This is a genomic window from Streptomyces sp. NPDC048415 (assembly GCF_040651675.1).
Classification (GTDB): Bacteria; Actinomycetota; Actinomycetes; order Streptomycetales; family Streptomycetaceae; genus Streptomyces.
This window is the reverse complement of sequence record NZ_JBEZKJ010000100.1, coordinates 5,041-27,817: the sequence shown is the minus strand read 5'-3', so window position 1 is coordinate 27,817 and position 22,777 is coordinate 5,041. Positions and strand designations below refer to the sequence as shown.

At 71.2% G+C, this 22,777-nt stretch carries 16 protein-coding genes, 6 tRNA genes and 1 riboswitch; of the genes, 11 read left to right on the top strand and 11 right to left on the bottom strand.

Annotation, left to right across the window (positions count from 1 at the left end):
- Positions 1 to 129: 129 nt before the first annotated feature.
- Complete coding sequence (locus AB0D27_RS38210) at positions 130 to 2,223, bottom strand: asparagine synthase-related protein (RefSeq protein ID WP_362518178.1); 2,094 nt, start codon at positions 2,221 to 2,223, stop codon at positions 130 to 132.
- 793 nt (positions 2,224 to 3,016) lie between these two features.
- Here AB0D27_RS38210 and AB0D27_RS38205 point away from each other — a divergent pair.
- The 4 genes from AB0D27_RS38205 (at position 3,017) to AB0D27_RS38190 (ending at position 8,178) form a co-directional block, all read left to right on the top strand.
- A complete protein-coding gene (locus tag AB0D27_RS38205; protein WP_362518175.1) occupies positions 3,017 to 4,441 on the top strand; it encodes an MFS transporter in 1,425 nt (474 codons plus the stop codon).
- A 108-nt stretch (positions 4,442 to 4,549) separates the two neighbouring features.
- The gene (lhgO, locus tag AB0D27_RS38200; protein ID WP_362518172.1) at positions 4,550 to 5,755 is read left to right on the top strand and encodes an L-2-hydroxyglutarate oxidase; all 1,206 of its coding nucleotides are present in this window, start codon (positions 4,550 to 4,552) and stop codon (positions 5,753 to 5,755) included.
- Between the two features lie 179 nt (positions 5,756 to 5,934).
- Positions 5,935 to 6,771 (top strand): tRNA (guanosine(46)-N7)-methyltransferase TrmB, encoded by an 837-nt coding sequence (trmB, locus tag AB0D27_RS38195; RefSeq protein WP_362518169.1) that lies wholly within the window; start codon positions 5,935 to 5,937, stop codon positions 6,769 to 6,771.
- Between the two features lie 63 nt (positions 6,772 to 6,834).
- Entirely contained in the window at positions 6,835 to 8,178 is a 1,344-nt protein-coding gene (locus AB0D27_RS38190; protein WP_362518166.1) for a PrsW family intramembrane metalloprotease, read from the top strand.
- A 266-nt stretch (positions 8,179 to 8,444) separates the two neighbouring features.
- Here the strand turns inward: AB0D27_RS38190 and AB0D27_RS38185 are convergent, their stop codons facing one another.
- The 5 genes from AB0D27_RS38185 to AB0D27_RS38165 form a co-directional block, all read right to left on the bottom strand.
- On the bottom strand, positions 8,445 to 9,389 hold the full coding sequence (locus tag AB0D27_RS38185) for an aldo/keto reductase (RefSeq protein ID WP_362518163.1): 945 nt from the start codon (positions 9,387 to 9,389) through the stop codon (positions 8,445 to 8,447).
- Positions 9,390 to 9,442: 53 nt separating this feature from the next.
- Complete coding sequence (locus AB0D27_RS38180; protein ID WP_362518161.1) at positions 9,443 to 10,474, bottom strand: M23 family metallopeptidase; 1,032 nt, start codon at positions 10,472 to 10,474, stop codon at positions 9,443 to 9,445.
- An 11-nt stretch (positions 10,475 to 10,485) separates the two neighbouring features.
- Positions 10,486 to 10,643: riboswitch (cyclic di-AMP (ydaO/yuaA leader) on the bottom strand.
- Positions 10,644 to 10,856: 213 nt separating this feature from the next.
- Positions 10,857 to 12,092 (bottom strand): PP2C family protein-serine/threonine phosphatase, encoded by a 1,236-nt coding sequence (locus tag AB0D27_RS38175; protein WP_362518158.1) that lies wholly within the window; start codon positions 12,090 to 12,092, stop codon positions 10,857 to 10,859.
- A 193-nt stretch (positions 12,093 to 12,285) separates the two neighbouring features.
- Positions 12,286 to 12,359: transfer RNA gene (locus AB0D27_RS38170), tRNA-Met, on the bottom strand.
- Between the two features lie 186 nt (positions 12,360 to 12,545).
- On the bottom strand, positions 12,546 to 13,682 hold the full coding sequence (locus tag AB0D27_RS38165) for a dihydrofolate reductase family protein (protein ID WP_362518156.1): 1,137 nt from the start codon (positions 13,680 to 13,682) through the stop codon (positions 12,546 to 12,548).
- A gap of 122 nt (positions 13,683 to 13,804) precedes the next feature.
- Here AB0D27_RS38165 and AB0D27_RS38160 point away from each other — a divergent pair, with 122 nt between their 5' ends.
- Positions 13,805 to 14,308 (top strand): MarR family transcriptional regulator, encoded by a 504-nt coding sequence (locus AB0D27_RS38160; RefSeq protein ID WP_362518154.1) that lies wholly within the window; start codon positions 13,805 to 13,807, stop codon positions 14,306 to 14,308.
- Positions 14,309 to 14,444: 136 nt separating this feature from the next.
- Positions 14,445 to 15,071 (top strand): GTP cyclohydrolase II, encoded by a 627-nt coding sequence (gene ribA / locus AB0D27_RS38155; RefSeq protein ID WP_362518151.1) that lies wholly within the window; start codon positions 14,445 to 14,447, stop codon positions 15,069 to 15,071.
- Between the two features lie 47 nt (positions 15,072 to 15,118).
- Here ribA and AB0D27_RS38150 read toward each other — a convergent pair.
- The 5 genes from AB0D27_RS38150 to AB0D27_RS38130 form a co-directional block, all read right to left on the bottom strand.
- Positions 15,119 to 15,191: transfer RNA gene (locus tag AB0D27_RS38150), tRNA-Lys, on the bottom strand.
- Between the two features lie 119 nt (positions 15,192 to 15,310).
- Complete coding sequence (locus AB0D27_RS38145) at positions 15,311 to 16,873, bottom strand: amino acid permease (RefSeq protein ID WP_362518148.1); 1,563 nt, start codon at positions 16,871 to 16,873, stop codon at positions 15,311 to 15,313.
- A gap of 158 nt (positions 16,874 to 17,031) precedes the next feature.
- Positions 17,032 to 19,212, bottom strand: a complete 2,181-nt coding sequence (locus tag AB0D27_RS38140; protein WP_362518145.1) for a DEAD/DEAH box helicase — start codon at positions 19,210 to 19,212, stop codon at positions 17,032 to 17,034.
- 262 nt (positions 19,213 to 19,474) lie between these two features.
- Positions 19,475 to 19,993: a hypothetical protein gene (locus AB0D27_RS38135; RefSeq protein ID WP_362518142.1), complete on the bottom strand. Its 519-nt coding sequence runs from the start codon at positions 19,991 to 19,993 to the stop codon at positions 19,475 to 19,477.
- 93 nt (positions 19,994 to 20,086) lie between these two features.
- Entirely contained in the window at positions 20,087 to 20,437 is a 351-nt protein-coding gene (locus AB0D27_RS38130; RefSeq protein ID WP_362518139.1) for a metallopeptidase family protein, read from the bottom strand.
- 85 nt (positions 20,438 to 20,522) lie between these two features.
- Between AB0D27_RS38130 and AB0D27_RS38125 the strand changes: the two genes are divergently transcribed.
- The 5 genes from AB0D27_RS38125 to AB0D27_RS38105 all read left to right on the top strand — a co-directional run bounded on the left by AB0D27_RS38125 (position 20,523) and on the right by AB0D27_RS38105 (position 22,751).
- Positions 20,523 to 22,106 (top strand): metallophosphoesterase, encoded by a 1,584-nt coding sequence (locus AB0D27_RS38125; protein ID WP_362518136.1) that lies wholly within the window; start codon positions 20,523 to 20,525, stop codon positions 22,104 to 22,106.
- 80 nt (positions 22,107 to 22,186) lie between these two features.
- Positions 22,187 to 22,259, top strand: a tRNA-Glu gene (locus AB0D27_RS38120).
- Between the two features lie 49 nt (positions 22,260 to 22,308).
- Positions 22,309 to 22,383 (top strand) — tRNA-Asp (locus tag AB0D27_RS38115).
- Positions 22,384 to 22,407: 24 nt separating this feature from the next.
- A tRNA-Phe gene (locus AB0D27_RS38110) sits at positions 22,408 to 22,481 on the top strand.
- Positions 22,482 to 22,677: 196 nt separating this feature from the next.
- A tRNA-Phe gene (locus AB0D27_RS38105) sits at positions 22,678 to 22,751 on the top strand.
- Positions 22,752 to 22,777: the final 26 nt, after the last annotated feature.

Genomic DNA, 22,777 nt, shown 5'->3' with positions numbered 1-22,777 from the left:
CGAATGCCCGCATCCGGACGGATCCAAAGAAGACAGCACCCTCCAGCCCACAGCCGATCCGTCCGGATGCGGGCGGATGTACCGGCGCGGCCCCGACCCCCACCGGACGGGAGGCGAACCGGCAGCCCCCTACCCCCGTGGAACAGCCGCCCCCAACGCCCGCCCCTGCGGCACAATCCCCGCAGGCACCGCACGCTGCCGAGCGGGCGTCCCCGTCCAGCAGGTCCCCCGCCGGGACAGCAACCTCCGCAGCCACAGCTCCAGGGACACCAGGTCGGCCAGCCCGTCGAGGGGCAGCGGCGCACCCTCCGCGGCCGCGCGCAGCGCCTTGCGGACGACGCGGCCCTCGACCAGGCCCGCCTGCGCCAGCAACGGCGTGTCGAACAGCGCGACCAAGGAATCCACGGCCACCCGCAACCCCGTACGCGCCGCCGCCGCCGAGGACGCGTGGGAAGGCGCACCCCACCCGGGGGGCAGGTCGGCCACCCCGGCCCCCTCCAGAACCGTACGCAGAATGGAAGCCCGCGCCCCGGGCTGCACGCGGAGCGCCTCCGGAAGGCCACGGCACGCGCGTACCACCTGGTTGTCGAGGAACGGCGCGTGCAGCCGCTGGAAGCGGATCTCGGCGGCCTGCTCCAGGACGCGCAGATCCGCCGCATGCCGGGCAAGCGCCGCACGCGCGCGGAAGTCACCCGGCCGCTGTCCCGGCCCGACCCCGGGCCGCCCCGCCGCGCTCTGCAGGCGAACCGATACTTCAGCAAGCGCCTCACCAGTCAGCCAACGCGCCGCGGGCCCGGGCCTGGCCCAGGTCAGCCCGGCGAGCGACGCCCCGACGGCCCCGCCCGGCTCCTCGAACCGCCGTTGCAGCAGCCGCTCGGCGAGAACGTCGACACCGGTGCGATACGGCGTACGGGCCAGCTTCCGAGCGGCGCCGTACACGCGCGCGGGGACCATCACCGACCCGTCCGCCTTCGCCAGGGCGGCGACGGGCCGGACCAGGTGACGTCTCTTGCGGTCCATCAACAGGTCGGCGAGCCGTGCCGGGTGGGCGTCCAGCACCTGCCGGGCGCCGTAGCCCGTGAAGTGGTCCGCGCTCCCGGAGGAGAGCCGCGCGCGGTGCCGCGCCGCCGTCACCAGGGACGGCCCCGGCTCGTCCGTCAGCGGCCCCTCCAGGTCGGCGTAAGGAAGCACCTCTTCGCCCCCGGCGACGACCACATGGTGCAGCCGGGGATTCGCGGCCAGCGTCCCGGCCCGCTCCAGCTCCGACTCCCGCCCCCTGACGGCGAGGTCGTTGAAGGTGACCGCGAGAAGACGCTCACCGGCGCCCGTACCGTGCCCCAGCACCGTCCCGGGCGCCCCGGGAAGCCCGGCCGCGAGAAGCGCGAGAGTCCCGGAGGCGGGCCCTCCGGAGAGGTCGGCGCCGATCCCGGGCACCGGCATCCCGCGCGCGGCGCGCCGCTCGGCGGGCCCCATCCCAGGCACGGGCCCAGGGTCCACATCGGTACCCGGCACATGGCGCGGCGCGGCGAGACGCGCGCGTACGGCTTCCACGAGGGCGTCGCGTACGGCGTCCACGGCGCTCGTGGGGTCGGCCGAGGGCGCGGCGACCGCCAGGGAGGCGACCGGCTCGTACCCGGCGATCTCGCGCGCCCCGGCGCGCAGGATGAGTGCGTGCCCCGGCGGAATGCGCCGCACGCCGTCGTACGGGGTCGAGTCGTGCACCGCTGCCGGCACGTCGGGGGCGGCGAGCAGAGCAGCGAGGTACCCGAAGTCCAGGTTGGCCTCGATGAGGTCGGCCAGAGGCAGCGCGGCGGTCGCGTAGGCCGTACCGCCCGCCCAGGGGGTGTAGAACACCGGCCGCGCGCCCGCGATATCGCCGCAGACGGTCACCCTACGGCTGACCTGGACGACCGCCGTGTAGCTGCCGGACCAGTTGGTCAGATGCCGAAGTGCTCCTCCGCGCGCGGCGAACAGTCCGACCCGCAGTTCTTCGTCGGAGGCTCCGCAGGTGCCGAGAACGGCGATCCGGTTCTGCGCGTCGGCCTTGATCACGCGCACCTCGTCGGGACGCCAGTCGCCGACGGCCCACAGGGGATCGGGGTCGCCCCACAGGAGTTGGGAGCCCACCGGGTGCACGGTCTCGCCGTCGCTTCCGGTGGCGCCCGCCGAGCCGATCTCAGGCGCTCTGGCGGCGGTACTGCTCCACCCCACCAACCACCGCATCGCCGCCTCCACAGGCTGTGGACAACCAGTGCACCGTACGAACTGGGCACCATGCTGCCATGAAGGAAGCGCGCGGGAGGGCCCCTGCGGCGGCTTGCGCCCCCTGAAACGCGCCCCCATGCGAGCGCCCGCGCCGCCTAGAAGCCGATGCGCGACCGTCCAAGGGGCCGTCCGCGACCGCCGAAGAGGCCGACTCGCGACCCCAAGGAACCGACGAGCGACGCGAGTCGAGCCCGTCGTCCACTGGTGCGCGACCGGACGGGAGCGGCCCCCCTGGTGGCACCGAGTCGACGCGAATGCGCCCCCGGTACGCTCCCCCAAGACCCCCTGCGCGCCCTCAACTGACGTGGTGGGAGCCGTGATTGCCCCCAAGAGCCACCGTCGGTTTTCGGCCAAATCGGCCAGGGACGGCCAGGCACGGACACGCTCCGTACAGGCCCTGCGCACCGCTTCGGCAACGCACAGTCCGGGAGGCGGAGTTCGCCTCCCGGACCGGTCCGCCGCCCGCGGGGATGGAGGCGGCGGTGTTCCCCCAGCCCGCTGGATCCAGTACAGCGGGCCGACCCACGCACGATCCATGGAAGCGCTCCCCCGATGGCCGGAGAAGAGCGCACGGACGGGCGCACGGCCACACAGCGGGAGCACGCCGCAACCGTCCGTACAGTCGTGCGGACCACAATCCCGCCATCCGGAACTAAGCCTCTTAACGCTTGGGATCGGGCGAACTACGCTGGGTTTACGAATGCCGCGTGGTTATGCCAGCGCGGCAGCCGTCTGTGTCGAGGGGTGGCGCATGTCCAGGGAGCAACGCGGGCCGAACGAAAAACTCGGCGCCGTTCTCGCCCTCGCGGGAATCAGCAACGCAGGACTCGCGCGACGCGTCAACGATCTTGGCGCTCAGCGCGGGTTGACTCTTCGCTACGACAAAACGTCGGTGGCGCGCTGGGTGTCGAAGGGAATGGTGCCCCAAGGTGCCGCCCCGCACCTCATCGCGGCCGCCATCGGCCACAAGCTCGGCCGCCCCGTACCTCTCCACGAGATCGGTCTGGCGGACGCGGACCCCGCGCCGGAAGTGGGCCTCGCCTTCCCCCGTGACGTCGGGCAGGCGGTGCGGTCGGCCACCGAGCTGTACCGACTCGACCTCGCCGGGCGCCGGGCGGGCGGTGGCGGCATCTGGCAGTCTCTGGCCGGCTCCTTCGCAGTGAGCGCATACGCAACTCCCGCTTCGCGGTGGCTGATAGCCCCGGCCGATAGCTCGGTGGCGCGCGAGGTGAGCTCCGGTGAGGGCTCCGGAGCACCGCTGAAAGTCGGCCACAGCGATGTGCACAAGCTCCGCGAGGCAGCCGAGGACGCCAGGCGCTGGGACTCCAAGTACGGAGGCGGCGACTGGCGTTCGTCCATGGTTCCGGAGTGCTTGAGGGTGGAGGCGGCACCGCTGCTGCTCGGCTCGTACTCCGACGAGGTCGGAAGGGCCCTGTTCGGAGCATCGGCCGAACTCACCCGTCTCGCCGGGTGGATGGCCTTCGACACGGGCCAGCAGGAGGCCGCCCAGCGGTACTACATCCAGGCACTGCGTCTGGCCCGGGCGGCCGCCGACGTCCCCCTGGGGGGCTACGTACTGGCCTCCATGTCCCTCCAGGCCACCTACCGCGGCTTCGGCGACGAGGGCGTCGATCTCGCCCAGGCCGCCCTGGAGCGCAACCGGGGCCTCGCCACGGCCCGCACCATGAGCTTCTTCCGCCTCGTCGAGGCACGCGCACACGCACGCGCGGGTGACGCCCACGCGGCAGGCGGCGCCCTGAAAGCGGCCGAGGGCTGGCTGGAGCGGGCCCGCGACGGCGACAACGACCCGACCTGGCTCGGCTTCTACTCCTACGACCGTTTCGCCGCCGACGCGGCCGAGTGCTACCGCGACCTGAAGGCACCGCGCCAGGTGCGCCGCTTCACCGAGCAGGCCCTGTCGAAGCCGACGGAGGAGTTCGTACGCTCCCACGGTCTGCGTCTGGTGGTGTCGGCGGTCGCCGAGCTGGAGTCCGGCAACCTGGACGCGGCATGCGAGCAGGGCGTACGGGCGGTGGAGGTCGCGGGGCGCATCTCCTCCGCGCGCACCACCGAGTACGTGAAGGACCTCCTGCACCGGCTGGAGCCGTACGGCGACGAACCGCGCGTGGCGGAGCTGCGCGAGCGCGCACGGCCGCTGCTTATGGCTCCGGCGTAGGCGCACGGTCCCCAGACCCGCGACCCCAGGGGCGCGGAGCCGGGGCTTCCGGGTTTGAGGGCATTGTCAGTGGCGCAGTGCACTATCGAAGTCGGGAGGTGGTGCAGGGTGCGGAGCGCGTACGACTGCGATGTGCTGGTGATCGGCGGCGGCATCGTCGGCCTGTCGACGGCGTATGCGATCACGCGTGCGGCGCCGGGCACGCGAGTGACGGTGCTGGAGAAGGAACAGGGGCCCGCCCGGCACCAGACGGGACGCAACAGCGGGGTGATCCACAGCGGGATCTACTACCGCCCGGGCTCCCTGAAGGCGCGGTATGCGGTGCGGGGCTCCGCCGAGATGATCAAGTTCTGCGCGGAGTACGGCATCGCCCACGCCGTCACCGGCAAGCTGATCGTCGCCACGGACAAGGCGGAGCTGCCCAGGCTGCACGGGCTGGTGCAGCGAGGCCGGGAGAACGGCATTCCGGTGCGGGAGCTGGGAGCCGCCCAGATGGCGGAGTTCGAGCCCGAGGTGCGCGGCCTCGCCGCCATCCACGTCGGCACCACCGGGATCTGCGACTTCGTCGCGGTGGCCCGGCAGCTCGCGGAATCCTCCGGGGCCGAGATCCGGTACGGGGCGGCGGTCGTCGGCGTCGACCGGCGCGCCGGCCTCGGCGCCGCAGTCCGCACGTCCGATGGCGCGGTCGTCCGCGCGCGTGTGCTCGTCAACTGTGCGGGGCTGCACTGCGACGAGATCGCCCGGCTCGCGGGGGACGATCCCGGGATGCGGATCGTGCCCTTCCGGGGCGAGTACTACTCACTGGCGCGGCCCGAGCTGGTGCACGGGCTGGTCTATCCGGTGCCGGACCCCGCCTTCCCGTTCCTCGGGGTGCATCTCACGCGGGGCATCGACGGAGACGTCCACGTCGGGCCGAACGCGGTTCCCGCGCTCGCCCGGGAGGGGTACGGGTGGGGGGTCGTGCGGCCAAGGGAGCTGGGCGGGACGCTGGCGTGGCCGGGGACATGGCGGATAGCGGGGCGGCACTGGCGGTACGGGGGTGGGGAGCTGCGGCGGTCGGTGTCCAAGGCGGCGTTCACCGCGGCTGTGCGGCGGCTGCTGCCCGCGGTGACGCCGGACGACCTGGTGCGGGCCCCCGCGGGGGTGCGGGCTCAGGCCGTCCTGCGGGACGGGACGCTGGTGGACGACTTTCTGATCCGGGAGGGGCCGCGGACGGTACATGTGCTGAACGCGCCGTCGCCCGCCGCGACGGCTTCGCTGCCCATTGGCAGGGAGGTTGCCCGGCGGGCGCTGGCCGCGCTGGCGGGGGTCTGACCGGTGCCCGGCGCGGGTGCCGGCACAGGGGGTTTTCGCCCCCTGTGCCCCTACCCGTCCCCTACCTGAGGGCTCGCCGCCCCAGAACCTGAGTGCTCGCCCCAGACCCCCGTGTCGCGCTTCGCGCTCGTCCTCAAATGCCGGACGGGCTGAGTCGTGCCCGTAAAATCGTCAGCACTGTGTCTGAGCCCATTGACTCCCCCGATGTCCCCCAGCCCACCCGCGCCGGTGGCGGCCCGCTGCGTCACACCCGTGCCAAGGGTGAGCCCCGGTTCCCCGACGGGCCGAAGGCCGATCCCGCCGGGTCGCATTTCGAGCGGCGGATTCGGAGTTTTCAGCCGCGGCGGAGTCGGGTGACGGCCGGGCAGGCGGACGCGTTGCAGCGGCTGTGGCCCAAGTGGGGGCTGGACATCGACGGGCAGCGGGTGATCGACCTGGCGGAGCTGTTCGGGGCCGACCTGCCCGTCGTGCTCGAGATCGGGTTCGGAATGGGCGAGGCCACCGCGCAGATGGCGGCCGAGGACCCGGGCACCGGCATCCTCGCCGTGGACGTGCACACGCCCGGCCAGGGCAACCTGCTGAATCTCGCGGACCGCAACGGCCTGTCCAACATCCGGGTCGGCAACGGCGACGCGATCATCCTGCTCAGGGAGATGCTCCCGCCGGAGTCCCTGAGCGGACTGCGCGTGTACTTCCCCGACCCCTGGCCCAAGAAGCGGCACCACAAGCGGCGGCTGATCCAGCCGGAGTTCCTGAACCTCGTCGCTACCCGCCTCAAGCCGGGCGGCCTTGTGCACTGCGCGACCGACTGGGAGCCGTACGCCGAACAGATGCTCGAAGTACTCAGCGCCCACCCGGACTTCGAGAACACCCAGCCCGACGGCGGTTACGCGCCACGTCCCGGCTTCCGGCCGCTGACCCGTTTCGAGGGCCAGGGACTGGACAAGGGTCATGTGGTGAACGACCTCCTCTTCCGGCGCGTACAGCACCGAGACCAGCACGCTCCCGGCGACTGAAACCCCTGCGGGCCGCACCGGGCACCGTCGCGGGCCCCGCCCCCCCTCGTTAGGGTCAATGCCGTGGCCACCTGTCCCCCGTACCCGACGCACCCCAGCGGTCCCGCGGGCCGTGCGCTGCGGCATGCGCACTGGTGGCAGCGCAGATCGGTCCGGTACGGCGCGCTGAGCACGCTGCTCGCGATATCGGGGCTGGTGATCCTGGCCCTCGTCCGCGAACAGACCGGCACCGAGGGCTTTCTGGTCGGTCTCGGGCTCGCGGTGTTCCCCGTGCCCCTGCTGGTTGCCGCGTTCCGCTGGCTGGACCGCGTCGAGCCCGGCCCCTGGCGCAACCTGATCTTCTCCTTCGCCTGGGGCGCCTGCGCCGCCGCGCTCATAGCGATCGTCGCCAACAGCTTCGCCACCAAGTGGATAGCGACCGCGACCGCGGATCCCTCCAGCGCCGACACCCTCGGCGCGACCGTCATAGCGCCCATAGTCGAGGAATCCGCGAAGGCCGCGGCCGTGCTGCTGGTCTTCCTCTTCCGCAGACGGGACTTCACCGGGATCGTCGACGGCGTCGTCATAGCCGGGGTCACCGCCACCGGCTTCGCGTTCACCGAGAACATCCTCTATCTCGGCACCGCCTTCGGCACCGACCAGCTCAGCGGCGAACGCGGACTCGCGTCCGTCACCGCCGCGACCTTCTTCGTCCGCGTGGTGATGTCGCCCTTCGCGCACCCGCTGTTCACGGTGCTCACCGGCATCGGCTTCGGCATCGCGGCGCTGTCCGCCGAACGCCAGCAGCTGCGCCGTGTCCTGCTTCCCCTCGCCGGGCTGCTGCTCGCCATGGGCATGCACTCCGTATGGAACGGCTCCTCCAACTTCGGGGAGTACGGCTTCTTCGCGGTGTACGCCGCGTTCATGGTGCCAGCGTTCGGGCTGCTGACCTGGCTGGTCGTCTGGACCCGGCAGCGCGAGCTGCGCACGGTGCGCTCGGAACTGCCCGCGTACGCCGTCGCCGGGTGGCTGACCCCGGCCGAGCCGTACGTGCTCGGCTCGATGCGGGCGCGACGGCTCGCCCGCGAGTACGCCCACCACCACTTCGGGAAGGCCGCGGCGCGCTCGGTCGCGGAGTACGAGGCGTACGCGACCTCGCTCGCGTTCCTTCGGCACCGGGGGCGGCGTGGCCGCGCGGGCGCCGACTTCGTCGTACGGGAGCGGGAGTTGCTCGACGCGCTGTGGCGGCGCCGGGATGTCGCCCGGCCGGCGCTCGCCTACGCGGCGCGCGTCACGGCGCCGGTTCCGGTGGTTCCGGTCCCGCCACCGTGGCCGGCGCACGGATACGGGTACGGATACGCCCCGTCGTACGGTCAGCAGTACAGGCCGGCGGCGCCGTCTCCCGCGTACAACCCCTATCGGTCATAGACCTGCGGAGAGTTGGGCACCGCCGGACCGGATCGCGCCGTCACGGCAGATCCCCGCCGCGGCGAAAAGGACGTCCCCCCGGCGCGGCAGGAGGCGCCGTCACACCCACGGCAGAAGACGCCGTCAGGCCCACACCAGAAGTGCCGTCAGGCCCGCGACGGGAGATGCCGTCACGCCCACGCCAGAAGATGCCGCGAGGCCCTCGGCAGAAGACGCCGTCACGCCCCCACCAGAAGACGCCCTCAGGCCCACGCCAGAAGATCCCGTCAGGCCGACGCCTCCGTCAGCCTGGCCAGCTCGCCGCCCGTCAGGACCAGTTCCGCCACCCCGATCAGCGCGGGCAGCTGCTCGACCGTGCGGGCGGAAGCGATCGGCGCCGCCACGGTCGGCTGGGCCGCCAGCCACGCCAGGGCGACGGTGGCGACGGGAACGTCGTGGGCCTGGGCGACCTCGTCGAGGGCGGCGAGGACCCGCAGCCCGCGCTCGGAGTCCAGGTGCTTGGCGGCGCCCTCCGCACGCGCGCTGTCGACCGTCGTACCCGGCCGGTACTTCCCGGTGAGGAAGCCGGACGCGAGGGAGAAGTACGGGACGGCCGCGAGACCGGCGCGGGAGGCGACGTCCCGCAGGGCGCCCTCGTAGGTGTCGCGCGAGACCAGGTTGTAGTGCGGCTGGAGGGCGACATAGCGCGCGAGGCCCTCGCGGTCGGAGAACTCCAGGGACTCCTGGAGCCGCTCGGGCGTGATGTTGGAGGCGGCGATGTGGCGCACCTTGCCGGCCTTCACCAGGTCGTCGAGCGCGCCGATGATCTCATCGACCGGCACTTCCGGCTTGTCGAAGTGCGTGAAGTAGAGGTCGATGTAGTCGGTGTCGAGGCGGCGCAGGGACGCGTCGGCGGCGGCCTTGATGTTGGCGCCGGACAGCCCCGGGTACTCGGGGTGCTGGCTGACCTTGGTGGCGACCACGATGTCCGAGCGGTTGCCGCGCGCCTTCAGCCACTTGCCGATGATGGTCTCGGACTCGCCGCCCTTGTTGCCCTCGACCCATGCCGAGTAGGAGTCGGCCGTGTCGAGGAAGTTGCCGCCGGCCGCCGCGTACGCGTCGAGCACGGCGAAGGACTGGGCCTCGTCCGAGGTCCAGCCGAAGACGTTGCCGCCGAGGGAGAGCGGGAAGACCTCGAGGTCGGAGGAACCGAGCTTACGAAGAGAAGTCATGCTCAGTTTCAACGCCCGCACCGGATGGCCGTATTCCGCTCCCCTCCGGGCGATCAGGGATTGAGGCCCTTGCCCCGCAGCCACGCCATCGGGTCGATCGCGCCGCCGCCGTCGGGGTGCACCTCCAGGTGCAGGTGCGGCCCGGTGACATTGCCCGTCGCGCCCACGCGTCCGATGACGTCACCCGTGGCGACCTTCTGCCCCACGCTGACGCTGATCGACGACTGGTGGCAGAACCACAGCTCCGTACCGTCGTCGAGGGTGAGGATCGTGCGATAGCCGTACGCGCCGGCCCAGCCCGCCTCCGTGACGGTGCCGCTGTGGATCGCCTTGATCAGCGTGCCGGTGGGCGCGGCGAAGTCGAGGCCGGTGTGATAGCCGGAGGACCACATGGAGCCGGCGTCGCCGAAGCGCCCGGTCAGCGTGTACGAGGAGGTGGGCAGCGAGTAGCTCTTGGCGAGCTCGGCGAGACGCGCGGCCTCGGCCTTCGCCTTGGCCTCCTGCTCCGCCTTCTTCTTGGTAGCCGCGGCCTTGGCCTCGGCGTCGTCCTGCTGCTTGGCGGCGAGCGCGACGGCCTGCTTGGCGGCGGCGGCCTCGGCGGCCTCCTGGGCCGCGTTGTCGACCTGGTCCTGCTGCGACTCGGCCTGCTGCATGATGCGGGCGCGCAGGGCCTCGCCCGCGTCCGTGCTGCCCTGGGCGGCGTCGGTGCTGGTCAGGCCGGCGCTGGTGAGCGGGGTGGCGGAGCCCTTGGGGGCGCTGGAGCCGCCGTCCGAGATCAGGGCCTTGGCCGATTCGGTGACCGACGACAGGTCGGGCAGCGAGATCGACACCGGCGGTTTGCCGGGCGCCGCGGTGGCCATACCGCCCGCGCCGACGGCGGCTATGACGCCGACGCCGAGAACCGTGGAGCTGCGGGCGAGTCCTCCGCCGCGCTGCTTGCTGACGCGGTGCCGGCCGCGCACGGGACGGACGGAATCCTCGGTGGGGTTCCACTCCTCCCAGGGGCCCTCGTCGTTGCCGTAGCCGAAGGGCTGTGTATCACTCGGCGCGAACGAGGTGTTCTGGGCAGGCCGGTTGGACGCCACGTGGGCGCGCTCCTTTCCTTCCTTCTCGCCTACCGGGTTAGCTGACGGGTTCGGAGCAGGAAGGTCTCCTACGCGCGTATACCTGCCGTGCTTCCACGGCGGAATACGCTCGATTCACCCCAAGTTGGTGGTTCCCCGGTTCCCTCGCGGGATTCGGCGCGTGCGCACGGAGCCGTCTCTTGTGACGGCTGGGACGACCGCGCTGCGTTATCGAACGTTAATAGACCCGGACCCCGGATTCCAAGCTGTTCGGACTGATCGTTCATGCTTTTGGCCAGGACTTTGGGGTCATGACCGGGGTAAACCGGGCGAGTTGACCACACTCCATAAACACGCGTTCAGTTGACGGTGTGTCAGTTGTTATCGGAGAGGCGTCACACGATCACCCCTCGTGACAACGATCAAGGACGCCGTCCACCAACTGGGGGCGTCGTACGGCGAGCAGCGCCATGTCGTCCGCCAGAGCGCCGCCCGCGTGCCGGCGGACCTCGTCGGCAAGTGCGGTCAGCAACGCGCCGGGCCCGGCGAAGAGCCGGCCGGCGAGGCACGCCACAGGATCGTAGAAGTCCCCGCGCCCGTCGCGGGCCTCGGACAGCCCGTCCGTGTGCACAAGCAGCGTCGCCCCGCGGGGGAAGCCGGCCCGCACCGCCCGGTCGGGCCAGGCGCCCAGCTCACCCATCCCCAGCGGCAGCGCGGGGTCCTCGGCGGCGAGTGCGACGAGGGTGCCGTCGGTATGCAGGAGCAAGGGCGGGGGATGGCCGCGGTTGACGATCCGTACGGCGTCCTCGCCGTGCGGGATCTCCGCGAGTACGGCCGTGGTGAACCCCTCGAAGGCGTCGAGGCCGTCGCGCCGGGTGCCCTCGCGCGCCAGCGCCCGTTCCAGCCGCCCCGCGACCGCCTCCAGCGTCGCCTCCTGCTCGGCCGCCTCCCGGAACGCCCCGATCACCACCGCCACGGCGGCCACCGCACCCATGCCCTTCCCGCGTACATCGCCCACCACCAGCCGTACACCGTGCGGGGAGTCCTGCACCGCGTAGAGGTCGCCGCCGATGTAGGCGTCCGTCTGCGCCGCCTCGTACCGCGCGGCGACCTCCAGGCCGCCGATCCGCTCCGCGGGCTCCGGCAGCACGGCGCGCTGCGCGGACTCGGCGATCTCCCGGACCGAGGCGAGCCGTTCGTCGCTGCGGCGGACGAGGATGTTGATGAGGACGGCCAGGCCGACGGCTGTCGCCACGGTGACCACTTCGGTGACCGAGTCGACGTTCAGGGCGATACCGAGCTTGAGGTGGACGGTGACGAGCGCGGCGATGGTCAGGGTGCCGGTGAGGACGGTGCCGCGCAGTGAGTAGAGGGGCGCGGCGACGAGTGGGGCGGCCGTGAGGAGGGGAGCGGCGGTGAAGTCCGACGGGGTGAGGTAGTCGTAGAGGATCCCGGTGACGATGAGCAGCGCCGGGAGTGCCCGCACAAAGGCACGGGCGTACGAGATCCTGCGCCGGCCGGTGTCCTTCGGACCGCCGTGCCGCGGGGCGCTGTGCGGCGTGGCGTCGCCGAGGCCGGGGTCGGGCACGGGGTCGCCGGGCAGGCGTCCGCCGGCCCGCTCGTACGCATCCTGGGGCATTGGCCCGCCTCCTCGCTGCCCCACTCGTCCAGGTTTCCCGGATCGAGGGAGGGAGGCGAGCGGTGTGGGCCGAGCGGAGTACGTGGTCTGCGGCGAGAAGAACGCGGTGGGGGAAACGCGGCGAGGGAAACGCGGCCAGGGAAAACACCAAGGGCCGGAACTCGTGATCCGAGTTCCGGCCCTTGGCCTTCAGTAGCGGGGACAGGATTTGAACCTGCGACCTCTGGGTTATGAGCCCAGCGAGCTACCGAGCTGCTCCACCCCGCGTCGTTGAAACCAGTGTACGCCATCCGCGGGACCCAAAAGCACACGCGGAAACCCAGCCCCTCCGGCGTTTGAGGAGCGGGGTCTGGGACGGAGCCCCAGGTGCGGGACGTAAGGGCGGAGCGGGCGAGAACCCTTCACCCGCGCGGGGCCCAGGCCGGGGGCCCGCGCAGGGCCCAGGCCCGGGGCCTACGCCAAGAGGTGGCGGTTGGGGGTCACGGCCAGATCCTCGTACTCCGGGAGTACGACGACGTCGGCGCCTTCGGCGACGAGCAGCCCGTTCCCGTCGGCCCCTGCGACGAACGTGTCGGGCTCGCGCCAGGCGGTGACCACTCGCCGCACCCCCGCGTCGAGGATCAGACGGGCACACGGCGCCGGCCGGGAGGCACGGCGAGCGCAAGGTTCCAGGCTGCTGTACACGGTGGCGGAGCCCAGCCGCGGATCGGCGGGATCGATCTTGGCGAGCGCCGCCTCCTCGGCGTGCACGACGGGATCGTCCCCCTCGCGGGAGTACCCGCGCGCCAGCTCCGTCCCGTCGGCCGCCACCACCACCGCCCCCACACTGAACGCGGTCCGCGACGGCGGACACAGACCCGCCAGCTCGCACGCGAGCGCCAGCCACCGCCGGTCCGTCGCGGACGCGAGCCTCCCGGCCCCGGGCGCCGTGGGCACGTACCGGATGAGCACGATGTCCCCGACGGCCCGTGTTTCCACCAGCCGCAGCCGCCCGGAGGGATACGTCCCGGGCCCGAACAACCGCGGCGCGCCCGGCTCGCCCACGAACAGCGGCGCGACGGCGAGCTGCAGCTCGTCCGCCAGCCCCTCCCGCATCAGCTGGGTGTGGACCCGCCCGCCCCCTTCGACCATGAGGCGCCGCACACCCCGTACGCCATAGAGGTGTTCGAGCAGCACACGCCAGTCGAGTTCGGCCCCGGTCGACACCACTTCGACGCCGAGTCCCCCCAGGAGCTCCGCCGCCCGCCCCGCCCCCTCATCCGTCGTATAGACGATCTTCTCGCCGCCGGTGTGCCAGAACTGGGCCTTCGGATCGAGGTCGCCCGATCCGCTGACGGTGACTTTCAGGGGGTACTCCGGGCGCCCGGAGGCGACCCGTGCCGCGCGTCGTTCGGCGGAGTTGACCAGGAGCCGCGGGTTGTCCGAGCGGATCGTGCCCGCGCCGACCAGGATCGCGTCGCTGGACGCCCGTACCTCGTCGACCCGGTCGAAGTCGGCCGCGTCCGAGAGCAGCAGCCGCTCGGGGCCGGTGTCGTCCAGGAAGCCGTCGAGGGAGACGGCGGCGGACAACAGGACATAGGGGTGGGGCATGGGGGCGCAGCCTCCGGATCGCAGTGGCTTGGTACGGCTTGGCGGTTCAACCGGTACCACTCAGTTTGTGCGACCGGCACCGTCCAGTGGTTCAACTTTTAAACAATACCTAGACTGGCCGCATGACGACCCGCTGGCTCTCCCCCGCCGAACAGCGCGCCTGGCGCTCGTACATTTCCGCCGCCTCCCTCCTGGAGGACACGATCGACCGCCAGCTCCAGGCGGAGGCCGGCATGCCCCACCTTTACTACTCCGTCCTGGCCATGCTGTCCGAGGCGCCCGACCGACGGCTGCGGATGACCGAACTCGCCGAGATCCTGAAGATCACGCGCAGCCGGCTGACGTACGCGGTGACCCGGCTGGAGAAAGACGGCGCGGTACGCCGCGAGGGCTGTCCGACCGACAAGCGCGGCCATGTCGCGGTGCTCACGGACGAGGGCATGGCCGTCCTGGAGCGGACGGCGTCGGGACACGTGGAGACGGTAAGGGCGGCGGTCTTCGAGCATCTGACGCCGGAGCAGGTCGCGCAGCTGGAGGAGATCTCCGCGAGCATCACGCGGGCGATCCAGGGCGGAAAGCCGGGGGCCACCGGGGAAGATCTGCCGTGGCGGCGACGTTCCTCCTGAGCACGCGCATCGCCTGGAGCACCACTTGTCGCGAATGCGTTGCTTGAAGTTTAAAGCACATGTACTGTCTCTCCCCGCGGGAGTGCTTCAAATCTGAAGCACCATCTCGTACGAACCCGCTGGACGGAGAGACAACATGCGCGACTACCCCACCGCCACGGTGCGCACCCGCGTCCGCGTGCCCCTGCGCTTCGGCGACGGCTACTCCGTCGACGCGGAACTGGTCACCTTCCACGGCCTCGCCGACGAGCAGGAACACCTGGCCGTCGTGCTCGGCGAGCCCGGCGCGAACCCGCTGGTGCGACTGCACTCGGAGTGCCTGACCGGCGACGTCTTCGGCTCGGCCCGCTGCGACTGCGGCCCGCAGCTGCGCGAGGCGGTGGAGCGGATCGCGGACCGGGGCGGCGTGCTTCTGTACCTCCGTCAGGAGGGGCGCGGCATCGGCCTCTACAACAAGCTCGACGCGTATGCCCTCCAGGACCAGGGCCTCGACACCTACGCCGCCAACGCCGCCCTCGGCCTGCCGGAGGACGACCGCGACTACACGGCCGCCGCCCAGATGCTGCACGCCCTCGGCATCGGCTCCCTGGACCTGCTCTCCAACAACCCCGACAAGGCCGACCAGCTCCGCGACCTCGGCATCACGGTCACCGACCGCGTCCCGACAGGCGTCTTCACCACCGCCCACAACGTCCGCTACCTGCGCGCCAAGGTCCTCCAGACCCAGCACACCCTCCCGCTCACCGAACTCACCGCGGGCTGACACGCCGAAGGCCCAGATCAGAGCGCCTCTGATCTGGGCCTCACCGGTAGACCCTGTGGGACTCGAACCCACAACCAATGGATTAAAAGTCCACTGCTCTGCCAATTGAGCTAAGGGTCCACGCACCGGCCGACGTCGACCGGGGTCGATCCCGTGCCGATGCATCCCCGAGCATAGCCGGACGAGGCCGGGACTCCGATCGGGTATCGGGGACCCGGCCGCGCCAAAAGCACGCAAGGTTACGGATCGACCGGTTCGGGCGTGCCCTTGCGGGCCTCCTCGCGGGCGATCGTGCGGACGTGGCCGGGGTTGAGGAACCAGTGGCGGGCCGAGGCCAGCCACCAGGTCGCGGCGAAGCCGAGGACGACGAGGACGGCGATCGGGGCGTAGTTGAAGGTCTCCCAGGTGACCGGCGAGACCTGGGGCAGCATGAACAGGATCGTGATCACGACGACCCAGGTGACCGAGACGATGCCGATCGGCCGGGACCAGCGGCCCAGGTGCCAGGGCCCGCGCTCGAAGGCGTCGCCCTTGCGCAGCCGCAGCAGGACCGGGACCACGTACGCGATGTAGAGCCCGATGACACAGATCGACGTCACGGCCGCATACGCCGTCACATTGATCAGGTACGGCAGTCCCAGCGCCAGCGCGCCCACCACGGCGAGCCACACCGCCGCGACCGGTGTCCGCGTCCGCGGGCTCACCGTGTGCCACACGTGCGAGAACGGCAGCGCGCCGTCGCGCGAAAAGGCGTAGATCATACGGCTGTTGGCGGTGACGGCCGCCATCCCGCAGAAGAGCTGCGCCCCGATGATGACCAGCAGCAACAGCTTCCCGGAGGTCGCGCCCAGCGCGTCGAGCAGGATCTGCGCCGGCGGCGCGCCGGTCGCCGAGCCCAGTTCCTTGTCGTACGACTGGATCGCGAAGGTGAAGCCCAGGAGCAGGACGAAACCCGCTATCCACGACGTCCAGATCGAACGGACGATGCCCTTCGGGCCCGCCGTCGCCGCGTCGTGGGTCTCCTCCGTCATGTGCGCGGAGGCGTCGTACCCGGTGAAGGTGTACTGAGCGACCAGCAGACCGACGGCCACGACGTAAATCCCGCTGCCCCAGCCCGTGTTGTTCACGAAGTGCCCGAACACGAAGGACGCCGACTGGTGGCGGTCGGGCACGAAGGCGAGCGCGCCCACGATGACCAGGACCCCCAGCACGTGCCACCACACGCTGACGCTGTTGAGGAGTGCGACGATGCGGACGCCGAAGGTGTTCAGCAGACCGTGCAGGAGCAGGATCCCGGCGAAGAGGAGGATCGTTCGGCCCGGGGTGACCTGGAAGTCGAACTGCAGGTTCAGGTACGCGCCAAGGAACGACGCCGCGCCGAAGTCGACGCCGGCGGTCACCGCGATCTGGCCGAGCACGTTGAACCAGCCGGTGAACCACGCCCAGGCCGCGGCCGTCCGCTCCGGGGCCAGCCGGTGCGCCCAGAAGTACAGACCGGCGGACGTCGGGTACGCCGAGCAGATCTCGGCCATCGACAGCCCGACGAACAGCGTCATCAGTCCGACAGCGACCCAGCCCCAGGTGATCACGGCGGGGCCGCCGGTGTTCATGCCGAACAGGTACAGGGTCATACAGCCGGAGAGCACCGAGATGATCGTGAACGACACGGCGTAGTTCGAGAACGCCGACATGCGGCGCGCGAGAACCTGCGTGTAGCCGAGCTCGGCAAGCCGTTCCTCGTCCGACACGAACGCCTCGCCCTTGGCCGGGTCACGCGCGCTGAAAGGTGAAGGTGTTGTCATGCCCCCAGCGATTCCCTGACCGTGGGCATGACATGCGCCGACCGATTGGCCAAAAAGGACCCTTGTAGCGCTGCCGGCCGCTCGCGACCGTGCGAAAACGTCGTGGCCCCCACCCGAACCCGGGTGGGGGCCACGTCACTTCACTGCTTCAGCCGGCGTCAGCCGTTGCGCTTCCAGCGCGGCTTCTCCTCGCGGCGGCCGAAGGAACCGGTTCCGGTGCCCGTGCCGGTGGTGCGGTGGTCGTCACGACGGCCGGTCGGGCGGTCGTGGCTGCCGGCGCGGAAACCGCTGGAGGGGCGGTTGTCCTGGCGGTCGCGGTTGAAGGGACGGTCGCTGCCACGGTGGCCGCCACGGTCGTCACGGCGCTCGAAGGTACGGCCGCCGCGGTCGTCACGACGGTCACGGCTGAAGCCGGGACGGTCGTCACGACGCTCGAAAGAACGGCCACCACGGTCGTCACGACGGTCACGGTTGAAGCCGCCACGGTCGCCCCGGTCGTCCCGGTTGACGCCGCCACGGTCGCCGCGGTCGTCGCGGTTGAAGCCGCCCCGGTTGTCGTCACGACGCTCGAAAGAACGGCCACCACGGTCGTCACGACGGTCACGGTTGAAGCCACCGCGGTCGTCACGGCGCTCGAAGGAACGCCCGCCGCGGTCGTCACGACGGTCGTTGTCCCGACGGAACCCACCACGGTCGTTGTCACGACGGTCGCGGTTGAAGCCGCCCCGGTTGTCGTCACGACGCTCGAAGGAACGGCCACCACGGTCGTCACGGCGCTCGTAGTTGCCCCGCTCGTCGCGGCGCTGACGCGGCTGCTCGGCGGGCTGCTCGGCCACGGCGGCCACCTCGGCGGCAGCCTCGGCCACGACCTGCTCGGTGACGGCCTCCGCGGCGGCGGCGACGGCCGCCTGCGGGTCCTCGCCCCGCTCACGCGCGGCGCGGGCCACCAGACGGTCGGCCTCCTCGCGCAGCTCGGCCGCACGACGCTGCGCGCGCTCCAGCTCCTTGGTGAGCTGCGAGACCTCACGCTCGGCCTGCTGTGCGGCGTTGCCCGCGGACTCGGCCTGGACCTCGGTCATCGACCGGGCGCCGGTGATGTCGGCGACCTCGGGCTCGAAGGCCGTACCGGAGTTGATGATGTGACGCGAGGCGTCGACGCCCGCGTCCTCCATCAGCCGGAAGATCTGCCGACGCTGGTGCGGCAGGGAGAGGGATACGACGGTGCCGCTGCGGCCCGCGCGGGCCGTACGGCCGGAGCGGTGCAGGTAGTCCTTGTGGTCACCGGCCGGGTCCACGTTCAGGACCAGGTCGATGCCGTCGACGTGGATACCGCGGGCGGCGACGTCGGTCGCGACGAGCGCGTTGACGTAGCCCTCCTTGAAGTCCGCCAGGGTCCGCGTCCGCGCGCCCTGCGTCATACCGCCGTGCAGCGCGTCGGCCTTCACACCGGAGTCGCGCAGCTGCTCGGCGATGCGGTCGGCGCCCAGCTGGGTGCGGACGAAGATGATCGTGCGGCCCTTGCGGGAGGCGATCGCGGCAGTGACCGGCGCCTTGTCCTTGGGCTTCACGATGAGGATGTGGTGCGACATCGTCGTGACGTTGCCCTGGGCGCTGTCGACCTCGTGCGTGACCGGGTTGGTCAGGTAGCGCTTGACCAGCGTGGAGATCTCGTTCTCCATCGTGGCCGAGAACAGCATGCGCTGGCCGCCGCCCGGGATCTGGTCGAGCAGCTCGGTGACCTCGGGCAGGAAGCCCAGGTCGGACATCTGGTCGGCCTCGTCGAGGACGGCGACCTGGACGTTCTCGAGCGAGCAGGCGCCGCGGTTGATGATGTCGCGCAGACGGCCCGGGGTGGCGACGAGGACGTCGACGCCGCGCTCGAGGGCGTAGATCTGGTTGCCCATCGACGTACCGCCGCAGACGACCTTCATCTTCAGGCCGAGCACGTCGCCGTACGGCTGGAGCGCGTCCGCGACCTGCATCGCGAGCTCACGGGTCGGCGTGAGGATGATGCCGCGGGGCTTCTTCTTGTCGGTGTGACCGCCGGCCAGCTGGGCGAGCAGCGGCAGGCCGAAGGAGAGGGTCTTGCCGGAGCCGGTGCGGCCACGGCCGAGGATGTCCTTGCCGGCCAGGGCGTCCGGGATGGTCGCGGCCTGGATCGGGAAGGGGGTGGTCACGCCGTTCTGCGCGAGCTTGCGGACGACGCCGTCCGGCAGGCCGAGCGAGGCGAAGGTGATCTCGGGGGTGGACTCCACGGCCTCGGCGGCCAGGACGCCCTCGTTGTCGTCGTTCTCGTTGTTCTCGGGCACGACGACGTGATCAGTACTGGAAACAGACATGCGAAATGCGAACCTTCCGGAGTTCTACGGCACGCGCCCAAACTCCGTGAAGTCGCAATCGACCGCCTCTATGCGGTCCGGCCACGGCAAGGGAGAGTACGCGCCACGCGGCGCTCTCTGCGTTGGCGCCGGGCAAATGGGATCAAACGATCTACCACCATACGCACTCCCCACCCCCGAAGGCAAACCGAGCCGTAAAGACGCAGGTCCGGGACCTTTTCAGCCCCTCCGGTGTGTGAGTATCCACCCATCGGAAGGCGCCCTACACCGGCTCTCCCGCCTCAGGGGCCGGCTCCCGCTCCACCAGCTGCGTGGCCGGCTGCTCGTGCGCCGACGACGACGGCTCCGCCGTGGCCGGATCCGACGCCGGCGGCGACGACGCGGGCGGCGGCTCAGGCGTCGGCTCGGCGGACGTCCGCGTCGGACTCGGCTCACCGTTCGGCGGCGGGGGCGACTCCGGCCGGCCCTTCCCGCCCTTCTGCGTCGCCTTGGCGGACGGCTTCGCGCCCCCGGAGACGGACGCCGACGCGGACGCCTCCCCGGACGCGGACTCACCGGGCTTCGCCGAAGCGGCGCCACCCTTCGCGTCCTTCCCGCCGCGGAAGCCGACACCGCCCCCGTTCACCGCGGCCACCCCGTCGGGCGCCTCCCCGCCGTGCTGCCCCGCCGAGTGCGAGGGCCCCGGCCGTCCCCCGTCGTCACCGACGCTCATACAACCGGCGGCCGCGGCGACGGCGATGACCGTCGCGGCCAGACGGACGGGTACGTACAAGGCGCGCACAGGCAGCCACCTCCGAGGGCGGATCGGGGAGTCCCCCTGCCCAACTCCCGTCGTCCACAAGAGGACACGCGCCCTGGCGTACGCGACCGAACGTCACTCATACCCGAGCGCGTGCAGGCGGGCGTCGTCGATCCCGAAGTGGTGGGCGACCTCGTGCACCACGGTCACCTCGGTCTCCGCGATGACGTCCTCCCTCGTCTCGCACATCCGCAAGGTCGGCCCCCGGTAGATCGTGATCCGGTCGGGCAGCACCCCCGCGTACCACTCCCCGCGGTCCGTCAGCGGAGTCCCCTCGTACAGCCCGAGCAGCTCGGGATCTTCGGCGGGCGGTTCGTCCTCGACGAACACCGCCACGTTGTCCATCAGCCGCGTCAGCTCCGGTGGAATCCGGTCCAGCGCCTCGGCGACCAGTTCCTCGAACTCCTCGCGCGTCATCTCCAGCACACGGCCATTGTCCGGTACGAAACGGTCGTACGAGAGTCGTGAATCCTCCCGCATATCCACCCCCACACTTGGGCATACGCGACCAATGGCCCGCGTCCCCGCTGCCGTAACCGCCGCCGCTCACCGCATACGCGCCCGCGCCCGCACGGCGCCACGCGCCCTGACCCGCCGCAGCCGCGTCCGCCGCGCGCACCCGGCGCTCGAACTCGCCGCCCAGCCGCACCCCGCGACCCGCGCCCTCGGGCTGGTCTGCGTCGTCCTCCTCGGCGCGTGGCTGGGGCTGCTGATCGTGGGAAACGTCCGCGTCCCGGTCGGCCCCATGAACACCACCATGACCCTGCGCCCCTCGCTCACCGGCGGCACGAAGATCAACGTGTCGCCGCTCGGCGCGCTGGAGCTGCGCAGCCACCAGGCCCCGCTGCGCCTGGACGTCGACGTCGACCAGCTCGACCCGGTGCGCGCCCAGGCCCTGGTCGACCACCCCGAGCGGCTCTCCGGCCTCCAGGACGAGGTCGCGCGGGACGTCGAACACGGCACCCTCGACCTGGCCGTACGGTCCTGCCTCGCGGTCGTCTCCGGCGCCACCGCCCTCGGCCTCGCGGTCTACCGCCGCCCGCGCCGCGCCCTCGCCGCCGGCGGCCTCGCGCTCACCCTCCTGGCTGCCTCCGGAGCGACGGCCTTCGCCACCTGGAACCCGAAGTCCGTCCTGGAGCCGAAGTTCTCCGGGCTTCTCTCCTCGGCGCCCTCACTCGTCGGCAACGCCCGCAGCATCGTCAGCGAATTCGACGTCTACCAGAAGGAGTTGGCGCGCCTGGTGACGAACGTGACGAAGCTGTACGACGTCACGTCCACGCTCCCCGCCTACCAGCCGGACCCGACGACGATCCGCGTCCTGCACGTCTCGGACATCCATCTGAACCCGGCGAGCTGGAAGATCATCGCGTCGCTGGTGGAGCAGTACAAGGTCGACGTGATCGTCGACTCGGGCGACACCATGGACCACGGCACCGCGGCGGAGAACGGCTTCCTGGACCCGATCGGGGACCTGGGCGTCCCATACGTCTGGGTCCGGGGCAACCATGACTCACAGGTCACCCAGAAATACCTGGAGCGCATGAAGAACGTGCGCGTCCTGGACAACGGGAAAGCCGAGACGGTCGCGGGCCTGCGCTTCGCCGGCATCGGCGACCCGCAGTTCACTCCCGACCGCGCGGTCGTCCCGGGCGGCGACGCGGCGGAGGTACTGGCGGGCGACCGGCTGGCGGCGGCCCTGCGGGACCAGCGCACCGCGGGCACGCCCGTCGACATCGCCATCGCCCACGAGCCGACGGCGGCACGCGAGACGGACGGCGACGTCCCGTTGGTCCTGTGCGGCCATCTGCACCACGAGGGCACGGAGGTCATGACGTACGGCACCCGCCTGCGTATGGAGGGCTCCACCGGCGGCAGCGGCCTGCGCGCCGTCGAGCACAAGTACCCGGCCCCGATCGAGGCCTCGATCCTCTACATGGACCGGGACACCCACCGCCTCCAGGCCTGGGACGCGATCAAGCTGGGCGGTCTGGGCCTGACAACGGCGGAGGTCAGCCGCCACCTCCCGGAGGAGAACCAGCCGGGCGCCATCCAGTCCCCCGCCCGGTCCGGCACCCCCTCCACGACCGCCCCGTAAACCGTTTTGGCGATACCTCCCGCCATCCCATATGCTTCTCACGTCCCCGACGCGCTGAGAAGCGCCCAGGCGGGCCGATAGCCCTCATCGTCTAGCGGCCTAGGACGCCGCCCTTTCAAGGCGGTAGCACGGGTTCGAATCCCGTTGGGGGCACGCAGCACGGTGTGCGACACTAGATTCGCTTGTTCGCACACAACAGCTTGGTCCTGTGGAGCAGTTTGGAGTGCTCGCCACCCTGTCAAGGTGGAGGCCGCGGGTTCAAATCCCGTCAGGACCGCTGAGGTTTCGCTTGAAGCCTCGTGGCTGGGTAGCTCAGTTGGTACGAGCGATCGCCTGAAAAGCGATAGGTCGCCGGTTCGACCCCGGCCCCAGCCACAACCCAAGGGCCCCGTCCACCAGGACGGGGCCCTTGATCGTTCACCCACCCCCGACACCAAGCTCACCCACCGACACCGACCAAGCACCCGCCGCAGCCCACCGCCCGCCAAGGTGGAGACCGCGCCCGCGGCGCAGCCGCAATCGGATACAGCAAATCCCGTCAGGACCGCTGAGGTTTCACATGAAACCTCGCGGCCGGGTAGCTCAGTTGGTACGAGCGATCGCCTGAAAAGCGATAGGTCGCCGGTTCGACCCCGGCCCCAGCCACAACCCAAGGGCCCCGTCCACCAGGT